Raw genomic sequence first — 23,791 nt, forward strand, 5'->3', positions numbered from 1 at the left:
AAAAAAAAATAAGTACGGAAAGCTCACGAGCTGTGCCTACGAAACAAAAAAACAATACTATGAAACTTTGGGAAAAAGGAATACCTACTGATAAACAAATCGAACAATTCACTGTTGGAAACGACAGAGAACTTGATTTAGTACTGGCTAAATATGATGCTTTGGGCTCAATTGCCCATGCAAAAATGTTAGGCCAAATTGGTTTACTTACAAATGTGGAAACCGAATCATTAGTTACTACTTTGGGAGAAATTATTATTGACGTCGAAAAAGGAAATTTCGTCATTGAAGACAGCTTTGAAGACGTACATTCCAAAATCGAATATTTACTGACGGCGAAACTGGGTGATGCCGGTAAAAAAATCCACACCGCCCGTTCCCGTAACGACCAAGTGCTCGTTGATGTGCATTTGTATTTGAAAGATGTTATCAAAGATTTAAAAGAGCAAGTAAAAACCTTGTTTGATTTGATGATGGAATCAGCAGAGAAACATCAAAACGTATTGTTGCCAGGGTATACCCATTTGCAAATTGCTATGCCTTCCTCTTTCGGAATGTGGTTTTCCGCTTATGCAGAAAGCCTTATTGACGACGTCACCATGTTAAACGCAGCGCTGAAAATTGTGGATCAAAACCCATTGGGTTCTGCCGCGGGTTACGGTAGTTCTTTCCCAATCAACAGAACGTTCACCACAAAAGAATTGGGTTTTGAAACCTTAAAATACAATGCGGTTGCAGCCCAGATGAGCCGTGGGAAATCAGAGAAAATAGTGGCTTTCGCTATGAGTAGCGTAGCCGCTACCCTATCTAAATTTTCTATGGATGTCTGTTTGTATATGAGTCAGAATTTTGATTTCATCACTTTACCAGCGCATCTTACCACAGGTTCCAGCATTATGCCTCACAAGAAAAACCCTGATGTTTTCGAATTGATTCGTGGAAAATGCAACAAGATTCAAGCTTTGCCATACGAAATCACTTTAATCACCAATAATCTTCCTAGTGGCTACCACAGGGACTTACAATTGCTGAAAGAAGGATTGTTTCCGGCAATTCAAAACCTGAAAGCCTGCCTGGACATCGCTATTTTCTCCATCAAAGACATCAAAGTAAAGGACAATATCCTGACTGATAAAAAATACGATTATTTGTTTACCGTAGATTCATTGAATGAAATGGTAGTAGCGGGAATTCCTTTTAGAGATGCTTACAAAGCCGTTGCCGAACAACTGGAAAACGGTACATTTCAATCTCCTAAAGAAACCAAACATACTCATGAAGGAAGTATCAATAATTTGTGCTTAGCAGAGATAAAGGGAAAGATGAAATCTTCTTTTTAGTGTAGCTTTTAATCCAGATTACTCAAATAAAAAACCTCGTTTACACTAAATTAAACGAGGTTTTCTTTAAAATTTTTGATGCAACAAAATTAAAACCTGACAGTAGGTACTTTAAACATTTACTGTAGCAATCTATTTTTTACGCAAAACAATAGTACCTAAAGTAACACGCACTTTTTATCACAAAGGAATCTTTTTAGCGAATAGTTATAGTCTTATTCTCTTTTATTTTTCTGGAAATTATCTTGTAGTACTAGAACTTTCAGTCCTGCTACTTGGTGCGGAGATTACTCCGTATAATGATATCCCATTTCCATTCTTCTTTTCTGGTTAAACTTTTGTAGTAACCTATTCTTTTTAGTGTATTCGCTACTTAAAAAAGAGAAAAAGATACTATAGCTTAAGGTATTAATATTATGTTTCTCTATCTATGCCATTCTATTTCACTAAACTATTTTGTCTATTGAAATTATATTAACCATTGGCGTAATACTACTCTTTGCATTTACTTATTTTGCGATAAGAAGACGTAAAAACAAAGAAACTGGAGTCACATACAAGCCTGACCGTTTTACAAAAAAAAATACTTTTTGAATGCCGAAATACTACTTTCATCACAACTGGGCTTAAAACCAGAAACTACTACCGAATCAAATATAAAATTTGGCGAAGGTTCTGGAAGGATTTTTTTAAATTAAAAAGCCACAAATTCACAAATTATAATTTAATTCGTGGATTCGTAGCTTACTTTTTATACTTTATTACAGCTATACTTTCGCTTTCAAGGCTTCAGCATCAATATCGCTGTGGGAAACATCATAAACCGATTTTCCTGCCTTAATCAACAGCAATTGAGGCGATTGATGCATAACACCAAAACGACTTGCAATTCCATTAGAAATTTCACGATGTGCTATTAAATCTAAGAAATAAGGTGTAACTTTATCTGAGAAGTCGAATTCATTTTCAAATTGTTTCAAAGCCATCCTACTAATACTGCAGCGAGTACTGTGTTTGAAAATAACTACCGGTTTTTCATTAGAAAGAGAAATGATTTCATTTAACTCCTCCAAATCTGTTAAAGCAGTCCAGTTCATTTTAGGTGTAGATTCATTTTGGCCCTCCGAAGAGCTACCAAAGATATTTTTTAAAAAACTCATATATTGTTTTTAATTTAGTCTTTTTGACTTAGTTACATGATATAAATCATATTTTTTGCGCCATTTTTTCTGTATTATTGTAATGGAATATAAATTAAATATCAAGTTGTAAAGTTACCTAAATAACTCCGAAAATTATTAAATCATGAATATAAATAAATTTACTATCAAATCACAGGAAGCCATTCAGCTATCACAGCGGTTAGCTCAGGATTTGGGACAACAGCAAATTGAGAACGAACATTTGTTCAAAGCGATGCTTGAAGTAGACGAAAATGTTACTCCTTTTATTTTGAAAAAACTAAATGTAAATGTCCCTTTATTTATTCAAATTTTAAACAGCACGATTCAGAGCTTCCCTAAGGTTACGGGAGGCGAAATAATGCTGTCCAGAACGGCAAATACCACCTTGAACGAAGCAGAAAACATTGCCAAAAAAATGAACGATGAATTCGTTTCCATTGAACATTTAGTTCTTTCTATTTTTAATTCTAAAAGTAAAGCGGGCCAAATATTAAAAGATCAAGGGGTAACCGAAAAAGGATTGAAAGCCGCGATTGATGAATTGCGAAAAGGAGAAAGAGTGACTTCTGCTTCTGCCGAAGAGACGTATAATTCTTTAAATAAGTATGCAAAGAATCTTAACGAAATGGCAAAAGCAGGAAAATTAGATCCTGTTATTGGTCGTGATGAAGAGATTAGAAGAGTACTGCAAATATTAACCCGTAGGACTAAAAACAACCCTATGCTTGTGGGAGAACCTGGAGTAGGAAAAACAGCGATTGCAGAAGGTTTGGCACATAGAATTGTGGACGGTGATGTTCCGGATAATCTAAAAGACAAAATTGTATTTTCATTGGATATGGGCGCCTTAATTGCGGGCGCCAAATACAAAGGTGAATTTGAAGAACGCCTTAAATCAGTGGTGAAGGAAGTGACCGCTGCCGAAGGAGATATTGTCTTGTTTATTGATGAGATTCATACACTCGTAGGCGCTGGTGGCGGCGAGGGCGCTATGGATGCGGCAAATATTTTGAAACCGGCGCTGGCTCGTGGAGAACTGCGCGCTATCGGTGCAACTACATTGGATGAATATCAAAAATATTTCGAAAAAGACAAAGCACTCGAAAGACGTTTCCAGAAAATAATTATCGAAGAACCGGATACCGAAAGTGCAATTTCAATTTTGCGTGGTATCAAGGAAAAATATGAAACACACCACAAAGTACAGATAAAAGATGAGGCGATTATCGCGGCAGTCGAATTGTCGCAACGCTATATTACCAATCGTTTTCTTCCTGACAAAGCTATTGATTTAATGGACGAAGCCGCTTCAAAAATACGCATGGAAATCAATTCAAAACCCGAAGAATTGGATGTTTTGGACAGAAAAGTAATGCAACTCGAAATCGAAATTGAAGCCATAAAAAGAGAAAAAGACGAAAGCAAACTCAAAATTTTAGGAATGGATTTAGCCAATCTTAAAGAAGAGCGAAACGAAATCTATGCTAAATGGAAGTCGGAGAAAGATGTTGTCGATAATATACAAGCAATAAAAACGGAAATTGAAGACTTTAAATATGAAGCCGAACGTGCCGAACGTGAAGGCGATTATGGCAAGGTTGCCGAAATTCGTTATGGAAAAATAAAAGAAGCCCAAGAGCGTCAGGACATTTTGAATAAAGAACTAATCATAAACCAGGCTGAAGGCACTTCATTAATTAAGGAAGAAGTTACTCGTGAAGATATTGCCGAAGTAGTAGCTAAATGGACCGGAATACCAGTTATGAAAATGCTACAAGGAGAACGAGAAAAACTGTTGCATCTGGAAGAAGAACTACACAGACGCGTAGTAGGTCAGGAAGAAGGTATTGAGGCAGTCAGCGATGCAGTGCGACGCAGTCGTGCGGGATTACAAGACATGAGAAAACCGGTGGGTACCTTTCTATTCCTAGGAACAACCGGTGTTGGTAAAACAGAGTTGGCAAAAGCATTGGCAGAATACCTATTTGATGATGAAAATGCCATGACCCGTATTGACATGAGCGAATACCAGGAGCGTCATAGCGTGAGCAGATTAGTGGGTGCGCCTCCGGGATACGTGGGCTATGAAGAAGGTGGCCAGTTAACGGAAGCAGTGCGCAGAAAACCCTATTCCGTAATCTTATTGGATGAGATAGAAAAAGCGCATCCCGATACGTTTAATATCTTGTTACAGGTTCTAGATGAAGGCCGATTAACGGACAATAAAGGCCGTCTGGCTGATTTCAAAAATACCATTATAATCATGACTTCAAACATGGGAAGCCAGATCATTCAGGAAAAATTTGAAAATCTAAAAGGAAGCATGGAAGAAGCCACAGAGGCCGCTAAAGAAGAAGTGTTAGCTTTATTAAAACAAACCGTTCGTCCAGAATTCATCAACCGAATTGATGAAATCGTAATGTTTACGCCGCTTAGCAGTACCAATATTACTAAAATTGTTGGTTTACAACTTAATAACGTTACCAAGATGCTTGCATTGCAAGGGATTACCATGGATGCGACAAGTCAAGCCATTGCTTATCTAGCTGAAAAAGGATATGACCCGCAATTTGGTGCCAGACCGGTAAAACGAGTGATTCAAAGAGACGTATTGAACAAACTGTCTAAAGAAATTTTAGCCGGTACTATAGCCACTGACAGTATCATATTGCTTGATGCTTTTAGCGGAGAGCTAGTTTTTAGAAATCAATCTGAATTAGTTAAATAATATATTATTAGTTTATTTTTTTTTGTAGTAAGAAAACACCAGTCGAAAGGCGGGTGTTTTTTTTATGCTGATTTTGAGGAGTATGGAGAGTTGTTTCTAAAAGAACATCCCTCCTGCTCTCGGCTATATCTCTCCGTTACACTACGAGGATGACGCCTCGATCAGGGCTAAAGAGAAGGTGTAGTTTTCATAATTACGCAAACCATACCTCGGAACAACGAAATACACTAGCAACAACGAACTAAATAAGTAATATTTCCTATGTAATGGAGTCTTTATAATGCTTCGTTAATAGCATAAAATTACGCAATCGTTTGATTGAAAATTATAAGATATTTTATTCAATTACCTTCTTTATTATGTCATCATAAATGATTTTTAACTACTTTTATGGAGTAGTTTTTTCACACAATACACTAGCGAAAATTAAGTACAATAGCAATTACAACAATCAAAAAACTATTGTTTAAGTCACTGTTTAAAAAGGTGTTGTATCAAACCGAAAACAAGAAAGTTTCAAATTCTTGAACATCATGAAACTGCCATCCATTTGCATAAATTAGACAATAACTAAGACAAATAACTACTGAATTTTAAAATCGATCATGAAAGAAATTATTAAAAAATTTGACAAAAAAATTATTGACAAATTAGATCAGAGAACAATCACAATTATGAGAAAGACGAGCAGAATTGCAATTCGTCTATCATTTGGTATAATTTTTATTTGGTTTGGAATACTAAAACCATTACACCTATCGCCAGCAGAGGGTTTGCTAAAAGCGACTGTTGTATGGCTACCATTCGGTTCGGCTGATAATTGGTTAATAATTATTGGATGGTGGGAAGTTATTATTGGTATTTGCTTTCTCTTTGAAAAAACAACAAGGTTAGCAATTATACTTCTGCTTACGCAGATGATAGGGACTTTTATGCCATTAGTTTTTCTTCCAGAAGTAACTTTTCAATCGAATAATATTTTACTTCCTACATTAGAAGGGCAATACATAATTAAAAATTTAATAATTATTTCTGCAGCTTTGGTTCTTGGTGGCGAAATTAATAGATCCAAACGCAAAAGAGAAACTACCGCTAATAGTTAATTCATTATTTGGTTTGATAGAAGAAACACAATCAATACAGACTAGGTCCCAAATTTTAAATAAATACTCCATAGCGGGTATGTAATACTGATAAACTTCCAGCCCCTACAGCATGATTCTCCATACTATATGAACCTTTTCGTGTAATATGGAGAATGTATGCTATCATCAATAATCAATCTAACTGCTGTGTAAATTAACCTTGGCTTCACCATTTTTTCCAAATTTAATAATATAGTTTAGACTCTTTTGGTTAAACGAAACTAGTGTAATTGCATCGTTGCTATCAATGCCACGGTTGATTAAAATTATTTGTTATACTAAGCGAATCTCTGCGCTACCTACTACGTAAATTACTACTGACTTTATGCTTATTTGATAATACAGTTAAATCCGTTTTAGTCATACACAAATAATTAAATCGCATCATTCTTCACGATGGCATAGTTGACCGAAATCATTTGTTATTATAAGTGAATCTTTATGTTGCTTCAGTATTTCTTCACGAAAACAAAAACAAACTAAATATGATACAAAGATTTTTATTTCATCGTAATGCTACTTCGAAGCTTATTTATCAGAGAGCTATCTTTAGGCTATCATTAAAATTCTATTAATTGGTATTCCAACTCCTTTTTTTAAAACGACACTTTGATCCGTTACTGCCCAGACTGTAGTTTCTACCATTTTTTTTGACTTATCATCTTCAAAGTAAATTTGAATTTTTGAATGTTCTAAATTCCCCAAGGCAAGTGCTCGTTGTAATTCGTTTTTTCTTTCTTTAATTGCACTAACGTCTTCTAATACTTCACTATGTGGGAATTTTAAAGTTCCTATTTTTTCTTTCTCGATGATTTCAAAATCTATAGTCATAATTACTTAATTTGGGTTATTAAATTGCTCCACTGCTTCGGTATCAACATTAAATTGAAGATAGTATGTCAAATATAAATACATTTTGCTTCTTGCTATCTTTTGTTATTATTAATTTAACACACCTTTAAATCACAGTTTAATTTTAATGCACATTTACAACAAATACCTCCTTTCTTTAAAATAAAATAATAATATTAGGGATACTTTACCCTTAAAAATCATAGCCATTATATTTCATAATGTCATTTTCCGGCACTTAATAAAAAAGTCTTTTAGTATCGTTACTTCATTCCGACAGCTATGAGAACGCAGCAATGACGTGGTTTATAGTAATTACTTATAAATAAGACTGCCTCTATAATTTTGAGCCAAGTAAATTTATAAGCTATTTATCCCATTGGGGCTCCGAAATAGTACTTGTAAGAAATAAATAGAATTAGAATGCCACGCATTCCGATATTATATCCCGTTTTACAATTTTCAGTAAGTGCGGTAACTCAACGAACTCAAAAATATTTTAGAAATCTATAAAATCTGCAATAAATTCTTGTCTATTTGAGATGCTACTCTACTTTTGTACGATAAATTATCTTCTTTTAGTGTAGATTAAAATCAAACAAAAACTTTTGTAAGTTTCTATACGAACGGACTGTAGACATAATTTAAATAATTGACTAATTGATACTCTGAAAAGTGCTAACCAAGTTAAAGAAAAAAAACTTTTCTATACGGAAGTGGACCTACTTAGTAAAAAAAACGCAATGGAAACTTGTAAAAATTGTAAAGATAAATTTAACTTTTAGAAGGTTTTTAAACCCTTTTGAAAAGGATATAAAGCGATCAAATGCTCTAATTGTAATCTTATTTTTAGACATGCTATAAAAAAAGGTTTCTCGGAGGTGCCAGTATAGGAATGTGAACATTTATTGGAGGAATTATTATGTTAATTTCAAATATAACATTTGAGTATAAACTTTTATTCAGTCTTATGAGCAGTGTACTTTGCACATTCCTGTTAGCTTCTGTTGTTATCAATCTTTTTTCATTTATCGAAGAAGATTAATAACTATGAGTTTTTCGAAATTGAAAAGCAAACAAACCACGGTTAGTGAACGAACGGGGCAATATAGTCTTGATTGAACATTGCGTAGCGGGTAGAAAGTACATTTCTACTATTATCCCAATAACTTTACCGTAAAATATTGAGTGAAAATTGACTATCTGATTGCAATGGTAATAAATTCCAGTTTGTTATTTATCAAGAAAGTAGTACTCTTGTGGCAGTTATAAAAATAAATTTCGAATTGAAATGAATGTAAAAGACTTAATTGGAACCTTTACTATTGTAGGAAGCAATCAAGATGCCGAAGAAAACAACTATAAAGGAACACTTACTTTAGCTGTTGATACCAACAATAGAATCATAGCAAAATGGTTCATTAATAACGAACAAGAACAAATAGGTACTGGTTTTTTTAGAGATGCTATTCTCGTAATTAATTTTAATTACAAAGGAGATGATGATGAAATTTTTAAAGGTGTTGTTGTTTATCGTTGCCTATCTGAAGACTTATTAGATGGCTTTTGGTCTGAAAAACACGGTAATCCGCTTTATCTTGGTACGGAACGTTGTTTCAGAAGCACTGAAATTCTGAATTAGAATTGGTGTTTTAAAAAAACAAAAAGTATGGCCTATTTAAATCCATTAATTTTGTTTTTAAATTATTACTTGTGAAAAATAAAAAGGATAAGACCTTAATACATCTTGACTTTTAATCCCATTACAGGTAGAACTCACCGAGCGATGTTGTGAGATTATGCGAATTTTAAAAATTGACAATCATTCTTAGCTTGAAAATGTTATCTTAGCGTTCGGAGTTGCTATACAATTAACAACATACAGTCAACTTAGTACTCTTCTAAATAGAATGGATAAATTCCTCGAAGTAACGAAGAAGTTAAAATCTTAAGTAATTAGAAAAGTGAATTAGAAAGTGAAGACTAGAAATCACTTAAAAATAACGGGGAAGAACCTGAAAAGCCAAATTAGTAGGGAAAATTTAAAAAAAATGCGATGGAAGTATTATCAGTTATTGCGCAACTAATTGTTGCTGTTTCTGTTCTTTTTGTATGGGTATTTCGTTTTGAAAATATCGTTAAAGAATTCAAGCAATATGAACTCAGTGATGTGACACGTATGATTGTTGGAGCAACTAAAATAGCATCAGCAACATTGCTTATTGTAGGTGTTTGGTATCCTTCATTAGTGCTAATTCCGGCACTTGTGATGGCGTTCTTAATGTTGAGTGCACAGTATTTTCACTTCAAAGTGAATAACCCTTGGCTAAAGCGTCTTCCCTCATTAATTTTTATGCTATTAAGTCTTTTTATTGCTGCTATAACCCTTAATTTAATTGCCTAATGCCCCTACTAGAAGTTTTAATTATTTTTTCCAGTCTCTCTTTCTTAGGTTACGGTATAGCTTACTTTACAACTACACATATGAAAAGTGAATTTATTCGCTTTGGATTGGGTAAATTTGGAAACCTTACTGCGATTTTAGAAATAGTGGGAGCTATTGGATTACTAGTTGGCTTATTTCATAACTCTATTTTATTGATATCCTCAGGCGGTCTAGCTTTATTGATGTTTTTAGGCGTCGGAGTCCGACTAAAAATTAAAGACGGCTTGTTAGCTTCATCACCTGCCTTATTTTATTGTGGTCTAAATTTATATATATTTATAGAATCAATTAAAATATTCCTCGATTAACGAATCTAGTAGTCTCATTTATTCTAAAATAGTCAAATACTACAATCTATAACAATAAAAAAACCAGCCTTAAAGACTGGTTTTTTTTTTAATCGAAAAGGCAAATTAATTTACTTACGTCTATAACTCTATAAAAATAGAAGTATTAAAAGCATTTATGACTACTACAGTTTTTGGTTCTACCTCTTCATTTGTCCTATCAAAAGAAAGTAAGATGTTACCGCTTTAGTGATCGTTATTCTAAGGCTTCCAGACCTTGCAAACCCAATAATCCAAAATGAATCAATTAATTGTCAAAAAACAATTTCGATTTTAGTCACTATAATCGTTGAAATTGAACTGTTGGAGTAAAATTAAAAAAAGGAGCTTCACATAAGAGTGCTTTCGTAAAATATTGATTATCCTTGACTTATCGTTTTTTATTGTATTTTAGTATATTTTAGTGGGACAGAAAAAACGCTGCTTTAAATTTGCAAACTTCACCAAGTGGCAGAAATTATCGACAATGCTAAAAGAAAATCGAAATATAAGAATTCACCCTTTATACTAACATTATTATGGACATTCAGGATAAAACCAAAGAACAACTCCTAATTAAGTTAAATGAATTACTTAAAGATAAAAATTATTTAAGAGTTCAAAAAGAAAAACTTGCGGCAGATTTGCTAATTGCAAATAAAAAACTTTCTGTCCAAAATAAAGAGAAAAGAAAACGTGCAGCTGAATTAGTCATCGCTAACAATGAACTTCTGTTTCAAAATGAAGAAAAAGAAAAACGTGCAGATGAATTAATCATTGCCAACAAAGAGCTGCTATTCCAAAATGAAGAAAAAGAAAATCGTGCAGCTGAATTAATCATTGCCAACAAAGAACTGCTATTTCAAAATGAAGAAAAAGAAAATCGTGCAGCTGAATTAATAATTGCTAACAAGGAACTTCTCTTTCAAAATGAAGAAAAAGAAAAACGTGCGGCAGAATTAGTTGTTGCCAATAAAGAACTTCTCTTTCAAAATGAAGAAAAAGAAAGTCGCGCGACAGAATTAGTTATTGCCAATACCGAACTTGCTTTTCAAAATAAGGAAAAAGAAAAACGTGCCGCTGAATTGATCATTGCTAACAAAGAACTTGCTTTTCAAAATGAAGAAAAAGAAAAACGTGCAGCTGAATTGATCATTGCTAACAAAGAACTTGCTTTTCAAAATGAAGAGAAGGAAAATCGTGCGGCAGAGTTAGTTGTCGCCAACAGGGAACTTGCTTTTCAAAATGAAGAAAAAGAAAACCGCGCGGCAGAACTAGTTGTTGCCAATACAGAACTCGCTTTTCAAAATAAAGAAAAAGAAAATCGAGTGGCAGAATTGGCCGTAATCAACAAGACGCTTAGAGAAGCGAAGGAAGAATTGAAAAAAGGAAACGAGGCGTTGACGATTTCCAATACGTCGCTAAGAGAGTCCGAAGCATCATTGGTTAAATCTAACGATACCTTTTTTAAATTATTTGATAATAATCCTTGCGGAATATCCATAAATAGTAAGGAAGGTCGTAGATATCTCAATGTAAATGAAGCCTTTTTGAAATTGTACGGGTTTTCTACAAAAGAGGAAGTCATTGGAAAAAGTGCAGTTGAACTAGGATTAGTAGCTGAAAATGACAGTGATACAGTGGACGCAATTGCCCTTAATAATACGTTTTCAAAAGATTTTGAAGTCGATATACAAGCCAGAAATGGGGAGAAGTTATGTATTTCGGCTTCGATGCTGAATATAGAAATAGATAATAGGCCTTGTGTTGTTGTGGTTTCGATAGACATTACCGAACGCAAGAAAGCCGAAGAAGAATTAAGGACAACGAACACGGCGCTTATTTTTGAAAACGAGGAGAAAAAGAAACGTGCAACTGCATTAGTCGTTGCTAACAAAGAACTTCTCTTTCAAAATAAAGAAAAAGAAAAACGTGCAGCTGAATTAGTGGTTGCTAATGTAGAACTTGCTTTTCAAAATGAAGAAAAGGTAAAGCGTGCAGCAGAATTAATTGTTGCCAAAGAAAAAGCGGAACTTTATCTGGACATGGCAGGTAGTGCTTTTGTGTCTCTGGATAAAAATGGCAATATTCTCTTAGTAAACCAGAAATGTTTGGACCTACTGGAGTATGATACCAGTAAAGAATTAAAAGGTAAAAACTGGTTTGATACTTGTCTTCCTTCTGAAATTAATAAGCAGGTAAAACAATCGTACTCTAATGTCATGAAAGGTAAGATGGAGAGAGAGGAGTATTACGAAAATGAAGTTGTTACAAAATCTGGCAAGCGAAGAATAATTTACTGGAATAATTCTCTAATCAAAAACGAAGAAGGTCAAATTAAAGAATTATTGTGTTCAGGAATTGATATCACCGACCGAAAGCATACGGAAGAAGTGTTGATTAAAATCAAAGATGAGTTTCACTTATTAGCAGAATCAATGCCACAAATTGTATGGATTACACTTTCTGATGGAATGAATATTTATTTTAACCAACAATGGGTAGATTTCACAGGTCTAACATTGAAAGACAGTTATGGCACTGGGTGGATTAAACCTTTCCATCCTGACGACCAGAAACGTGCTTGGAATGCTTGGCAAAATGCTATTACAAACAATGCTGAGTATTCCCTTGAATGTCGTCTGCGTAATAAAGACGGTGACTATTTTTGGTGGTTAGTTCGCGGTATCCCCATTTTGGATAAAAAAGGAAATATCATTAAGTGGTTTGGGACATGTACAGATATACAAAACATCAAAGAAACAGAAATCGAATTATTAAAGGCAAAAGAAAAAGCCGAAGAATCAGACCGATTAAAATCAGCTTTTCTAGCCAATATGAGCCACGAGATACGTACTCCAATGAATGGTATTCTAGGGTTTGCCGATTTATTGAAAGAGCCCGGACTAACGGGAGAAATGCAGCAAGAATACATCTTAATCATAGAGAAAAGTGGTGTTCGCATGCTCAATATTATTAATGATATAGTTGATATTTCAAAAATAGAAGCTGGACTAATGGAAGTTAATATACAGGAATCAAATATTAACAAACAAATCGAATTCATTTACACTTTCTTTAAACCTCAAGTTGAAGAAAAAGGATTGCATCTTTTAATTAAAAATACTTTATCTGAAAAAGATGCATTTATAAAATCCGACAGTGAAAAAATCTATGGTATACTTACCAATCTGGTTAAAAATGCTATGAAGTTTACTGAGCAAGGAACAATAGAATTGGGCTATACTTTAAAAACAGAAAATGAGTATGCTGAGCTGGAGTTTTACGTGAAAGATATGGGCATTGGAATACCAAAAGACAGACAGGAAGCAATATTTGAGCGTTTTATTCAAGCTGATGTATCAGATAAAATGGCAAGTCAGGGAACAGGTTTAGGTCTGTCAATTTCTAAAGCATATGTGGAAATGCTTGGAGGAAAAATATGGGTAGAAAGTGAAGAACGGAAAGGTTCAACCTTTTATTTTACCATTCCCTATCAGACTGAACCAGAAGAAAAAATTGTTACTGATAAAGATAATTGGCCTATAAAATTAAGTAGTGAGGTTAACCTTAACGTCATGGACCTAAAAATATTAGCTGCAGAGGACGATAAAATATCGAGAATGTTGATCTCAGCCATAGTAAAAGGGAATACTAAAGCATTACTAGAAGCAAGAACAGGTATTGAAGCTGTAGCTATTTGCCGAAATAATCCTGACCTTGATTTAGTCCTGATGGATATGCAAATGCCTGGGTTAAATGGATATGAAGCAACCCAGCAAATCCGACAATTTAACAAAGACGTTATTATAATAGCACAGTCCGCTTTTGGACTATCTGACGACAGAGAGAAGGCAATAGTAGCAGGTTGCAACGATTATATTTCAAAACCTATTAACAAAACAGAATTACTTGCATTAATACGCAAGTATTTTAATAAAGAATGAATTGATTGTCAATTAAAAAATAGAAAACAAAACACATGACTATAAAAACGATAGTCGGTTCTGCAGTAAAATTATGGTTTGTAGTCGTTTATAATTTTTTTTACTTATAAAAATCGATATTCATCAGGTGTTATGTTCTGAAATAGCTACAGCTTTTAATCTATAAAAATAAAGAAACCAGCCGTATAGGCTGGTTTCTTCTATATCATTGGAAAAAATCATATTTCCATATTCATTACACTTTTTTTTAAAGGTAGTAACCCAGTAGAAAAAAGAATGAAAAAGTTAATTGTTATAGAGCGGTAAATAGAGATGGATCAATATTCATGCTAACTAGTACATTTTTTGGACCTACATCTTCATTAGGTCTATCAAAAGAAAGTAAAATACTACCCACTTTTTGATAATTATTCCAAGGTTTTAGAAACTTTGGCTCGGAATCTTTAAAATTTTGATAGTACGCCCACTGCTTTATTAAGTGATCTTCTTTATCGACATACAGCCAGTATTTATTTTCAGGAGTTACACCCACAGCATTAAAAGTGAGCTGTAATATATCTACCGTTATACCATTTGATAATTGGTCTGTTTTGACATAAGTAAGATTCACTCCAGGGTCTTGTAATTTCCATGGCATTACTAACCAATATGAATCATTAATCCACAATGCCTTCCCTTTTTCAAGTAAATTATTAGCTTTAGTCTCGTCTTGAACTAAAGCACCATTCTCGTATACTTTACCTTTTAGGGTATTGATATTTACTAAGATTACTTGATTCGCTGATGGATTCTCTATGCGAACATCTCCCGTCCATTTATTCCACAACAGTTTTCTGTTCACAAAATCCCATTGAATAAAATGGGCTGCATCATAATTTTTCATTCCCCCCATCACCGTAACCATTTCTTCTACAATCGCATTGGCTTTTTTGTCATTTGACTGAGCTAATACAGAATTGCTACTGAAAATTAGTGTAATAAAAATTATAGCTGCTCTAAAAATATTTTTCATAATCATTTATTTGATTGATTCTAAGAAACAAAAATAGTTTGTTTTTCACCTCTGATGCATTCATATCTCATTATATAAATTTATATCTTCATTATTATTTCCTATTGTAGCTCTCTGTCTATAAATAGACGGCTATCTCGTCCAAAATAAGTGAATGTAGATAATTAGCCGAGTTAATTAATCCATTCTTCCTTAAGTAATCTAAGGGTTCATATTCATCTAAATCTTGGTTTCTTCAGTTTAAAACAAACTTTCTAAAAGCCTCCAATGCCTTTACATGATTTAAATCAATTATATCTGCAATAAAGTCATCTGCAGATTTTGCAACCAGCCCAATATTGGCTGAATAATCCCCCGAGAAATCTTTTAAAATATTTGTTATTATTACATTTGCATTCGTTTTTATTGCCGCTAGAAGCAAATGACGGTCTTTAACGTCTGGCAAGGTTAATCAAGAAATCAATGATTCATAATTTAGGACTATTGCATCTGGGAATGTCAGATTTGTAACAATTAACCTTTTTTTTATTTGTTCTTTACTTATTCCTTTTCTTCCCATAACATCTTCCTACCCATAAAAAATATTACTATTTCATTTTTGAGTAAATAATTTATAATGAGCAAGCCAAAAAAGTAAATCTCTAACTTCAAGTAAATAATTTACAGTAGTGTCAAGGACACATGTAAAATGAATGCTATGAATCATATAAGCCTAGTTCTTCAACAGAATTCATAACAGCTATTAGTAGTTTACTCCCTTTGCAGTTTCATTACTTTTTGAAAATCCATTATGTCTTCATGTTTAACTCTAGGATGTCTTCCGACCAAACTAAATGGAATATTTCCTTCCTCAAGTAATTTAACAAAATGAGGTCTTGAACAGCCTAATAATTCAGCTACTGCTGGAGTTGTCATTTCAGTACTAATCGGAACTACAGAAACTGATTGACCTTGACTTATTACTTTCAATATTTTCGCTAAAAGTTTTAGCGCTTGTAAAGGAATTTTTATTTCTTCAGCAATATCTTCACTTTCAATTTCTGAATTCTCCGAATGCAATCCTTCTAACGTAAGCATATATACCGTATCTTTTGTTTAGGCTGTACCTTTTTTAAAACTATCATAAAAAGGAAGCAAAAAACTCACTCTAATACACGAACACATTCTTACCGATCAACGCAGTTACGACTACCATTAGCAACGTATTATTGTTATCTTAGCCTAACTACAAATATGCTACAAGAAAAAAATATAACATGCAAACAATATTAGGAGCAAACGGAATAATAGGAGAAGAATTAGCCCTTGAATTACGAAAAAACTATACCGATAAGATACAATTAGTGGGACGTAACCCCCAGAAAGGGCATCCAAACGATCTTCTCTTTAAAGCAGACCTACTCGATCCGGAAAGTGTTATTAAGGCACTTGAAAATACTGAGATTGCCTACCTGACAGTGGGACTTCCGTACGATTCTGAAATATGGCTCCGTAATTGGGTGATTGTAATGCAAAATGTAATCAGCGCCTGTAAGAAGAACAACTGCAAACTCGTTTATTTTGACAATACCTACGCCTATGCCCAAGACAGCAAAATACAAACTGAAGAAACACCTTTCGCCTCTGAAGGGAAAAAAGGAAGAGGAAAAAAATTGGCAGCTGAACTTTTATTAAAAGCCATTGCCAATAAAGAAATTGAAGCCGTGATTTGCAGGGCACCCGAGTTCTACGGTCCAGGTAAAACCAAAGGACTCACCAATAGTCTGATTTTTGAAAACCTTAAAAACGGCAAAGAACCTAAAGTATTCTTAAAAGACACTGTATTACGGACATTGATCTTTACCCCTGATGCCAGCAAAGCCATGGCACTAATAGGCAATACAACTGATACATATGGCCAAACTTGGCACTTGCCCTGTAACGATAATAGATTGACCTACAAGCAATTTATTGCCGAAATCGGACAGCAATTGGAACGAGAAATAAAATACAAAGTATTGCATTGGGTCATACTAAAAATAGGTTCATTCTTCAACCATTACCTCAAAGAAACGCAGGAATTACTGCCTCGTTATGCGATAGATAATATCTTTGATTCTTCAAAATTCAAAACCAGATTTCCAGATTTTGTCGTAACGACCTACCCAGAAGGAATTAAAATAATCATCAAAGACTTTAAGATAAAATAAGAATGCCTCTAATTCGATTTCCAAAAAAAGAATGGCTGCTCAAATTGAGCAGCCATTCTTAGCTTTATCTATTCATTTATTTTAATCATTTTACTTCTATCTAACTTACTTTCTCCAGTGCTTTGCCTATCAAAGTATCTCCGTTGATAATTTCAAAAGTCGCCTTATTGGCTACGTTATCATGCAAAGTTTGCACTAATGTTTGTGCCACGTCTTCCCTACTTATTTCGCCCGCTCTATTTAATTTTCTTTCTAGTTCAATAGTAGTCAATGGTGATTCATTAGTTAAAGAACCTGGTCTGACAATACTATAATTTAAACCACTGACTTTTAAATATTCATCAGCATTGTATTTTGCTTTTAAATACTCTTGCAACTGCGTTGCTTCTTCCGGTTTGTCAGCTCCCATGGAACTCAACATAACAAACTTTTTGATATTTGCTTTTTTGGAGGCATCTATTAGTTTTTTTGCTCCTTCTTGATCAACTCCTATAACATTTGTACCACCAGAACCTGCAGCAAATATTACTTTGTCAATAGAATCAGTAAAAAAAGGAGAAACATCACCTTCCAAGTCACCTAAAACAGTTTCAATATTTTTAGCCTTAAAATAGGCTTGTTGCTCTACTTTTCTAACCATGGCTATTGGGTTAAAATAAGGTGATTCATTCAAAAGAGTTACTACTTTTTTTCCTGTGGTGCCATTAGCACCTGCTACTAATATATTTTCCATACTCAAAAGTACGCAAACAAATCTACTAACCCTGATCTGATGAAGCGTTTAACTTTAGTTTAGTACAAATTAACGTTCTTTTTAGCTTCAATATAATTAGAAATTATGTTGTAAAATAAGACTATTTCCTCTTGCCCTTTTTTTAATTTTACGATTTTCTACTCTTTATAAAATTCACTATTTTTGCAATCTAAAAATGATACTATGCCAAATAAAAAATATAAAATAGCGGTTATACAATTAAACCTTAATGACGTTGCCGAAAACAACCTTAAAAAGTGCTTGAGTTGGGTACGTGATGCCGCAAATCAAGGCGCGGAGGTAATCTCTTTACCGGAATTATACAGCAGTCATTATTTCTGTCAGAGTGAAGACGTTGACAATTTTGCTTTGGCAGAACCGCTTTACAGCACTTCGTTTATCGCTTTCAGTGCTTTAGCCAAAGAATTGGGCGTGGTCATCATTGTTCCTTTTTTCGAAAAAAGAATGGCAGGTATTTACCATAATAGTGCCTATATTATTGATACTGACGGTTCAGAAGCGGGCTTATACCGCAAAATGCATATTCCGGATGATCCTCATTTTTACGAGAAATTCTATTTCACCCCCGGAGATTTAGGTTTCAAAACCATCCCTACACAAAAGGGTAAAATTGGAACGTTAATTTGCTGGGATCAATGGTACCCTGAAGCGGCTCGATTGACCGCTTTACAAGGTGCTGAGGTTTTATTTTACCCAACAGCGATTGGATGGCATCCGGGAGAAAAGGATGAATATGGAGTAAACCAACACGGTGCCTGGATGAGTGTGATGAAAGGACATGCGGTTGCTAATGGAGTTTATGTTGCTGCAGCAAACAGAATAGGTTTAGAGCAATATTTACCTGATACAGATGGAATTCAATTTTGGGGTTCTTCCTTTATAGCTGGACCACAAGGCGAAATTTTGGCGCAAGCCTCACATGATAAAGAAGAGATTTTAATTGCTGAAGTCGATTTAGATACGCAAGAAAACGTACGTCAGAACTGGCCATTCTTCCGAGACCGAAGAATTGACGCTTTTGGAGATATTACTAAAAGAGCAATCGACTAATTATGACTACAAACAACCGAAGGTTCCCTGCAGAATGGGAAAACCAACAAGGCATCCTACTGTGTTTTCCTCATAACGGAAAAGATTGGCCGGGAAAATACGAAGCGATTCAATGGGCGTTTATTGAATTCATCAAAAAAGTGGCTACTTATGAAACAGTGATTTTAGTAGTTATTGACGACAAACTAAAAGAAAAAGTTGCCAGAATGCTAGAAATGGCACATGTGAATTTAGACAATATCTCCTTTATCATTCAAAAAACGAACAGAAGCTGGATGCGTGATTCAGGTCCTATCGTAATTAAAAACGGGGAGCAACGGGAAGCTTTGAATTTCAACTTTAACGGTTGGGCAAAATATAAAAACTTCCAATTAGACAAACATATTCCTGCGACAGTGGCAAATTTTCTTGATATTCCACTTACGCAAGTGATGTACAAAGGAAAGCCTGTGATTGTGGAAGGCGGCGCAATTGACAGCAATGGAAGAGGTACTTTATTGACTTCGGAAGAATGCTTGATGCATCCTGACATTCAGGTACGAAATCCAAACTTTACCAAAGCGGATTACGAAGCTGTTTTCAAGGAGTACTTGGGAATCACTAATGTGATTTGGTTAGGAAATGGAGTTGAAGGCGATGATACGCACGGACACATCGACGATTTATGTCGTTTCATTAACGAAGACACTATCGTGACCATAATCGAGACTAATACTGAAGACAACAACTATCTTCCATTACAAGATAACTTGAAACGTTTGCAGAATGCCAAGTTAGAAAATGGTAAATCACCTGTAATTGTAGCTTTGCCAATGCCAAAACGCCTGGACTTTGAAGATCTAAGATTACCGGCGAGTTACGCCAATTTCCTTATTTTGAATAAATGTGTCTTGGTTCCCACTTTTAACGATCCCAGCGATCGAAAAGCCCTAAACATTCTTGCCGAATGTTTCCCCGACAGGGAAATCATAGGAATTAGCGCCATCGATCTGATTTGGGGTTTTGGAACCTTACATTGTTTAAGCCAGCAAATACCGGCATAAAAGACAAGGTACTATACTAAAAAACACCAGCAATATTGCTGGTGTTTTTGTTTGCTGTCCTTTGTGAAAAAGATTATTTATCTTTTGTAAATGGTATTTTTTGAGTATTCCCAATAATCATATCAAAACCAGTTTGACTATCATTAAATTGGAATTTCAATCCTGCTCTTTTAGACTCAAAAAGGTCTTTCTCTATTGGTTCCACAGAGAATATAGGATAGTTAGGAATCGCAGCACTAAGAACACTGTTTTCCTCTGAAAAAGTTATTTTCATTGGTGATTGCGTATCTGAATAAGTTCCTAAATACCCATCTAAAATCAAATCCTTTTCAATAACTCCTTTAGCAGTGGTCCAAACATTATTGGCTTCATTGCTATCTGGAAAAACATGATCTGGATCTAAAGTGATGCTTTCAATTTCCTCCGTAGAATTATGCTTAAATGACCACTCTGTGTTTTTTTGCCAAATTTCAACCGGTAATTTTACTCTTTCTACTTTACCGCTTTTTGTTTTCACATCAAGGATTATAGGCATAGGCATTTTTTCGAAATTCTCTACGGTAATTACAACTCCTTGTTTCGCATCATTTTTTACGTATTTAATTGAATTAATACCTTGGTCAAAACGCCAATTGTATTGAAACCAACCTCGCCAGAACCAACTTAAATCTTCACCTGCAACATTCTCCATGGTTCTGAAGAAATCATCTGGTGTAGGATGTTTAAAAGCCCAACGCTCTACATAAGTTCTAAAAGCCAAATCAAAACGTTCTGGTCCTAGTACCTGTTCACGTAAAATAACTAAGCCTAAACTTGGTTTGTAATAAGCTAAAACACCAATATTAGCTTCTTTCATATTATCAGGGGAACTCATAATAGTTTCTAAATCAGAACCCGTTAGAATTTCAGCTCTTTGGTGCAAATCATTCGGTTCTGCCTTGTATTCCCCATTATTAAAGTCTACTGATGATAATGAATTAATGAAAGTATTGAATCCTTCATCCATCCAAGCGAATAAACGTTCATTTGAACCCACAATCATAGGAAACCAGTTGTGACCAAACTCATGATCCGTTACACCCCATAAATCTTCTCCTTTAGATTCCCATCCACAAAATACAATCCCTGGATATTCCATTCCGCCTTCATTACCTGCCACATTTGTAGCAACCGGATAAGAATACTCAAACCATCTTTTAGAATAATTTTCAATGGACGCCTTGGTAAATTCTGTTGAACGTCCCCAAGCCTCATTGCCGGCGCTTTCAACTGGATAAGCTGACAAGGCTAATGATTTTTTACCGCTTGGAAGATTAATTTTAGCTCCATCTAAAATAAATGCCGCTGAAGATGCCCATGATAAATCCCTAGCGTTTTTAAGTTTATAATGCCATGTTTTGGTGGCAGTAGACATACTATTGGCTAACACAGCCACTTCTTCCTCTGTACGAATAAAAACAGTTTTATCGCTTAATTTTGCTTTTGCTAATCTATTTTGCTCCACAGCACTATAAACTGCTGTAGGGTTTACTAACTCCCCTGAAGAAACAACAATATGATTGGCTGGAGCAGTAATATTGATATCAAAATCTCCGTATTCCAAATAAAATTCTGAAGCTCCTAAATAGGGGTTCGTATTCCAACCTCTTACGTCATCATAAACACACATGCGCGGATACCACTGAGCTATAGTGAATATTTTCCCGTTTTTAGTGTCCAAAACTCCAGTTCTGTCTGAACCTTCCTTAGGAGAAATATAAGAGAAATCAATTTTGACTTTTACTGCTCCCCCTTTCGCTTTTAACCCTTCAGGAAGAAAAACTTGCATTCTTGTATCTGTAATTATATACTTAGCATCGACTTCAGTAGATTTTCCTTTAGAAGTACTAACAATTTTAACGGATTTGATTTTATGACCTCCGTCAAAATCTTCTCCTTGCGCACCATTGCGACTACCTGTCAAAGGCACAACAGCATTACCGCGTGAACCTGATTTGAACAAATTTTGATCTAAATTCATCCATATAAATGACATCGCATCAGGACTGTTATTGGTATAGGTTATTATATCGGTGCCAACAATTTCATTATTCTGTGCGTTTAATTTAGCTGTAAGAACATAATCTGCTCTATTTTGCCAATATTCTGCACCCGGTTGACCGCTAGCGGAACGCGTTGATGTACCATTTTTTGAATAAAAAAATGGTGCAAAAGCATCATGATAGTTGTAATTAGATTTTGGGGTAGTTGTTGCAGGAACTTCTTGCGCCCGAAGGGAAGAGATTCCCAATAATAGAGCCAATTGAAGCATGGCCATAAACCGAATGTTTTTCATGTTTTTTACTGTTTGCGTAGCAAATTAATAAAAAATAATCATACCCGTATATTAAACTCAATGTTTAATCAAATATTAAGAAAGTTTCAATAAAAACACAATAAATCGTTTTTCGTTATTTTAAATAAAAATTAAGAAATATATTTACATCACTAAGTAATTTAATCCGAAACAAGACTCTTCTTTTGATAGCAACAATAACGAACGCCAATTTAACTGCACAGATAAACCACTTTGGTGCAGAATTATGTTCTCTTAAAAATAACCAGAAAATAGAATATATTTGGGAAGGCAACGCTGATTTTTGGGGCAAGCACTCCCCTATCCTATTTCCAATAGTGGGAACTTTAAAAAATAATATCTATCAATATAATGATACAACGTATCATCTATCACGACATGGTTTTGCCAGAGATATGGTATTTGACCTAATCGATAAAAAAGAAAATAGCGCCACTTTTGCGATTCATTCATCGGATGACACAAGAAATCAATACCCTTTTGATTTCGCACTCCAAATCAACTATACACTGGAAGATAACAGCTTGTCCATTAAGTATAAAGTGGTAAACAAAAGCGTATCACAAATGCCTTTTTCTATAGGGGCGCATCCTGCTTTCGCCTTAGCCGGTAATTTTGAGGACTATAATTTACAATTTGAGAAAGAGGAGCTTTTAGAGTACAACCTGTTGCAAAATGACTTAATTGCCAATAAGACTAACGTACTTGCCGCACCAAACAATTTGGTTCCTTTAAAGTATGAATTATTCGAAAACGATGCCTTGATTTTTAAATCATTGCAATCCATATATTTAACAATTTTAAAAAATAAAACGCCATTACTTAGAGTCAATTATTCAGGCTTTCCGCATTTGGGAATTTGGACAAAAATGAACGCTCCGTTTCTTTGTATCGAACCTTGGTTTGGCTATTCTGATTCTGTTGAAAGTACCGGAAATCTTATGGAGAAAGCGGGTATCCAAATAATAGACCCAGAACAGACTTTTGAGGCGAAATTCAGTATTGAAATCATCTAACACAGTAAATAAAACAAAAAAATGTTGTCCATAAACTTCGCTCCCTTTCCAAATCTGGAAACCGAACGGCTGTCTTTAAGACGTGTCGATAAAAATGATGCCAGTCCCATACTCGAATTACGATCAAACGTCGAAACGATGAAATACATCCCACGACCATTGCTGAAATCTACTGAAGATGCACTGGAACACATTGCAATGATTGATGCTAAAATCGAAAATAGCGAAGGCATAAATTGGGCAATTATATTCAAAAATGATTCTAAATTAATAGATATTATAGGTTTTTATATGATAAAGCCGGAGCATTTTCGTGCTGAAATTGGTTATATGATATTGCCTGCCTTTAACGGTAACGGAATCATTAGAAGCTATAAATGAA

At 34.5% G+C, this 23,791-nt stretch carries 19 protein-coding genes; 12 read left to right on the top strand and 7 right to left on the bottom strand.

Annotation, left to right across the window (positions count from 1 at the left end; translation table 11 throughout):
* Positions 1–59: 59 nt before the first annotated feature.
* Complete coding sequence (argH, locus tag CXF59_RS03470) at positions 60–1,340, top strand: argininosuccinate lyase (protein WP_101136320.1); 1,281 nt, start codon at positions 60–62, stop codon at positions 1,338–1,340.
* A gap of 767 nt (positions 1,341–2,107) precedes the next feature.
* Here the strand turns inward: argH and ytxJ are convergent.
* Positions 2,108–2,500, bottom strand: a complete 393-nt coding sequence (gene ytxJ, locus CXF59_RS03475) for a bacillithiol system redox-active protein YtxJ (protein ID WP_101136321.1) — start codon at positions 2,498–2,500, stop codon at positions 2,108–2,110.
* A gap of 145 nt (positions 2,501–2,645) precedes the next feature.
* On the opposite strand from ytxJ, the gene clpB reads away from it, so the two are divergent.
* Positions 2,646–5,252 carry an ATP-dependent chaperone ClpB gene (clpB, locus tag CXF59_RS03480; RefSeq protein WP_101136322.1) on the top strand — a complete coding sequence of 869 codons (2,607 nt, stop codon included), beginning with the start codon at positions 2,646–2,648 and terminating at the stop codon, positions 5,250–5,252.
* 605 nt (positions 5,253–5,857) lie between these two features.
* Positions 5,858–6,355 (top strand): hypothetical protein, encoded by a 498-nt coding sequence (locus CXF59_RS03485; protein WP_101136323.1) that lies wholly within the window; start codon positions 5,858–5,860, stop codon positions 6,353–6,355.
* Positions 6,356–6,946: 591 nt separating this feature from the next.
* Here CXF59_RS03485 and CXF59_RS03490 read toward each other — a convergent pair.
* Positions 6,947–7,228 carry a hypothetical protein gene (locus tag CXF59_RS03490; RefSeq protein ID WP_101136324.1) on the bottom strand — a complete coding sequence of 94 codons (282 nt, stop codon included), beginning with the start codon at positions 7,226–7,228 and terminating at the stop codon, positions 6,947–6,949.
* A gap of 1,312 nt (positions 7,229–8,540) precedes the next feature.
* Between CXF59_RS03490 and CXF59_RS03495 the strand changes: the two genes are divergently transcribed.
* The 4 genes from CXF59_RS03495 to CXF59_RS15070 all read left to right on the top strand — a co-directional run bounded on the left by CXF59_RS03495 (position 8,541) and on the right by CXF59_RS15070 (position 13,968).
* Positions 8,541–8,891 (top strand): hypothetical protein, encoded by a 351-nt coding sequence (locus CXF59_RS03495; protein ID WP_101136325.1) that lies wholly within the window; start codon positions 8,541–8,543, stop codon positions 8,889–8,891.
* A 414-nt stretch (positions 8,892–9,305) separates the two neighbouring features.
* Positions 9,306–9,653 (top strand): DoxX family protein, encoded by a 348-nt coding sequence (locus CXF59_RS03500; protein ID WP_101136326.1) that lies wholly within the window; start codon positions 9,306–9,308, stop codon positions 9,651–9,653.
* A gap of 80 nt (positions 9,654–9,733) precedes the next feature.
* Positions 9,734–10,003, top strand: coding sequence for a hypothetical protein (locus CXF59_RS03505; RefSeq protein ID WP_232758611.1), 270 nt, complete (start codon positions 9,734–9,736; stop codon positions 10,001–10,003).
* A 557-nt stretch (positions 10,004–10,560) separates the two neighbouring features.
* Positions 10,561–13,968: a PAS domain S-box protein gene (locus tag CXF59_RS15070; RefSeq protein WP_198554625.1), complete on the top strand. Its 3,408-nt coding sequence runs from the start codon at positions 10,561–10,563 to the stop codon at positions 13,966–13,968.
* A gap of 292 nt (positions 13,969–14,260) precedes the next feature.
* On the opposite strand, the gene CXF59_RS03525 is transcribed toward CXF59_RS15070, so the two are convergent.
* The 3 genes from CXF59_RS03525 to CXF59_RS03535 form a co-directional block, all read right to left on the bottom strand.
* Entirely contained in the window at positions 14,261–14,980 is a 720-nt protein-coding gene (locus tag CXF59_RS03525) for a hypothetical protein (protein WP_101136512.1), read from the bottom strand.
* Between the two features lie 235 nt (positions 14,981–15,215).
* Positions 15,216–15,425 carry a hypothetical protein gene (locus tag CXF59_RS15075; RefSeq protein ID WP_198554626.1) on the bottom strand — a complete coding sequence of 70 codons (210 nt, stop codon included), beginning with the start codon at positions 15,423–15,425 and terminating at the stop codon, positions 15,216–15,218.
* Between the two features lie 305 nt (positions 15,426–15,730).
* The gene (locus tag CXF59_RS03535) at positions 15,731–16,057 is read right to left on the bottom strand and encodes an excisionase family DNA-binding protein (protein ID WP_101136328.1); all 327 of its coding nucleotides are present in this window, start codon (positions 16,055–16,057) and stop codon (positions 15,731–15,733) included.
* A gap of 179 nt (positions 16,058–16,236) precedes the next feature.
* Between CXF59_RS03535 and CXF59_RS03540 the strand changes: the two genes are divergently transcribed.
* Positions 16,237–17,169 carry an NAD-dependent epimerase/dehydratase family protein gene (locus CXF59_RS03540; RefSeq protein ID WP_101136329.1) on the top strand — a complete coding sequence of 311 codons (933 nt, stop codon included), beginning with the start codon at positions 16,237–16,239 and terminating at the stop codon, positions 17,167–17,169.
* Positions 17,170–17,269: 100 nt separating this feature from the next.
* Here the strand turns inward: CXF59_RS03540 and CXF59_RS03545 are convergent, their stop codons facing one another.
* The gene (locus tag CXF59_RS03545) at positions 17,270–17,902 is read right to left on the bottom strand and encodes an SDR family oxidoreductase (RefSeq protein WP_101136330.1); all 633 of its coding nucleotides are present in this window, start codon (positions 17,900–17,902) and stop codon (positions 17,270–17,272) included.
* A gap of 204 nt (positions 17,903–18,106) precedes the next feature.
* Here CXF59_RS03545 and CXF59_RS03550 point away from each other — a divergent pair, with 204 nt between their 5' ends.
* Both CXF59_RS03550 and CXF59_RS03555 read left to right on the top strand, forming a co-directional pair.
* Entirely contained in the window at positions 18,107–18,994 is an 888-nt protein-coding gene (locus CXF59_RS03550; RefSeq protein WP_101136331.1) for a carbon-nitrogen hydrolase, read from the top strand.
* Between the two features lie 2 nt (positions 18,995–18,996).
* The gene (locus CXF59_RS03555) at positions 18,997–20,037 is read left to right on the top strand and encodes an agmatine/peptidylarginine deiminase (protein WP_101136332.1); all 1,041 of its coding nucleotides are present in this window, start codon (positions 18,997–18,999) and stop codon (positions 20,035–20,037) included.
* Positions 20,038–20,110: 73 nt separating this feature from the next.
* Here CXF59_RS03555 and CXF59_RS03560 read toward each other — a convergent pair whose 3' ends face one another.
* Positions 20,111–22,372, bottom strand: coding sequence for a M1 family metallopeptidase (locus CXF59_RS03560; protein WP_101136333.1), 2,262 nt, complete (start codon positions 22,370–22,372; stop codon positions 20,111–20,113).
* A gap of 185 nt (positions 22,373–22,557) precedes the next feature.
* Between CXF59_RS03560 and CXF59_RS03565 the strand changes: the two genes are divergently transcribed.
* Together CXF59_RS03565 and CXF59_RS03570 are read left to right on the top strand one after the other, a co-directional pair.
* Positions 22,558–23,409 (top strand): aldose 1-epimerase family protein, encoded by an 852-nt coding sequence (locus CXF59_RS03565; protein ID WP_101136334.1) that lies wholly within the window; start codon positions 22,558–22,560, stop codon positions 23,407–23,409.
* Positions 23,410–23,430: 21 nt separating this feature from the next.
* Complete coding sequence (locus tag CXF59_RS03570; protein ID WP_369828524.1) at positions 23,431–23,790, top strand: GNAT family N-acetyltransferase; 360 nt, start codon at positions 23,431–23,433, stop codon at positions 23,788–23,790.
* Position 23,791: the final 1 nt, after the last annotated feature.

It is taken from the genome of Flavobacterium sp. ALD4, from assembly GCF_002836475.1.
Lineage (GTDB): Bacteria > Bacteroidota > Bacteroidia > Flavobacteriales > Flavobacteriaceae > Flavobacterium.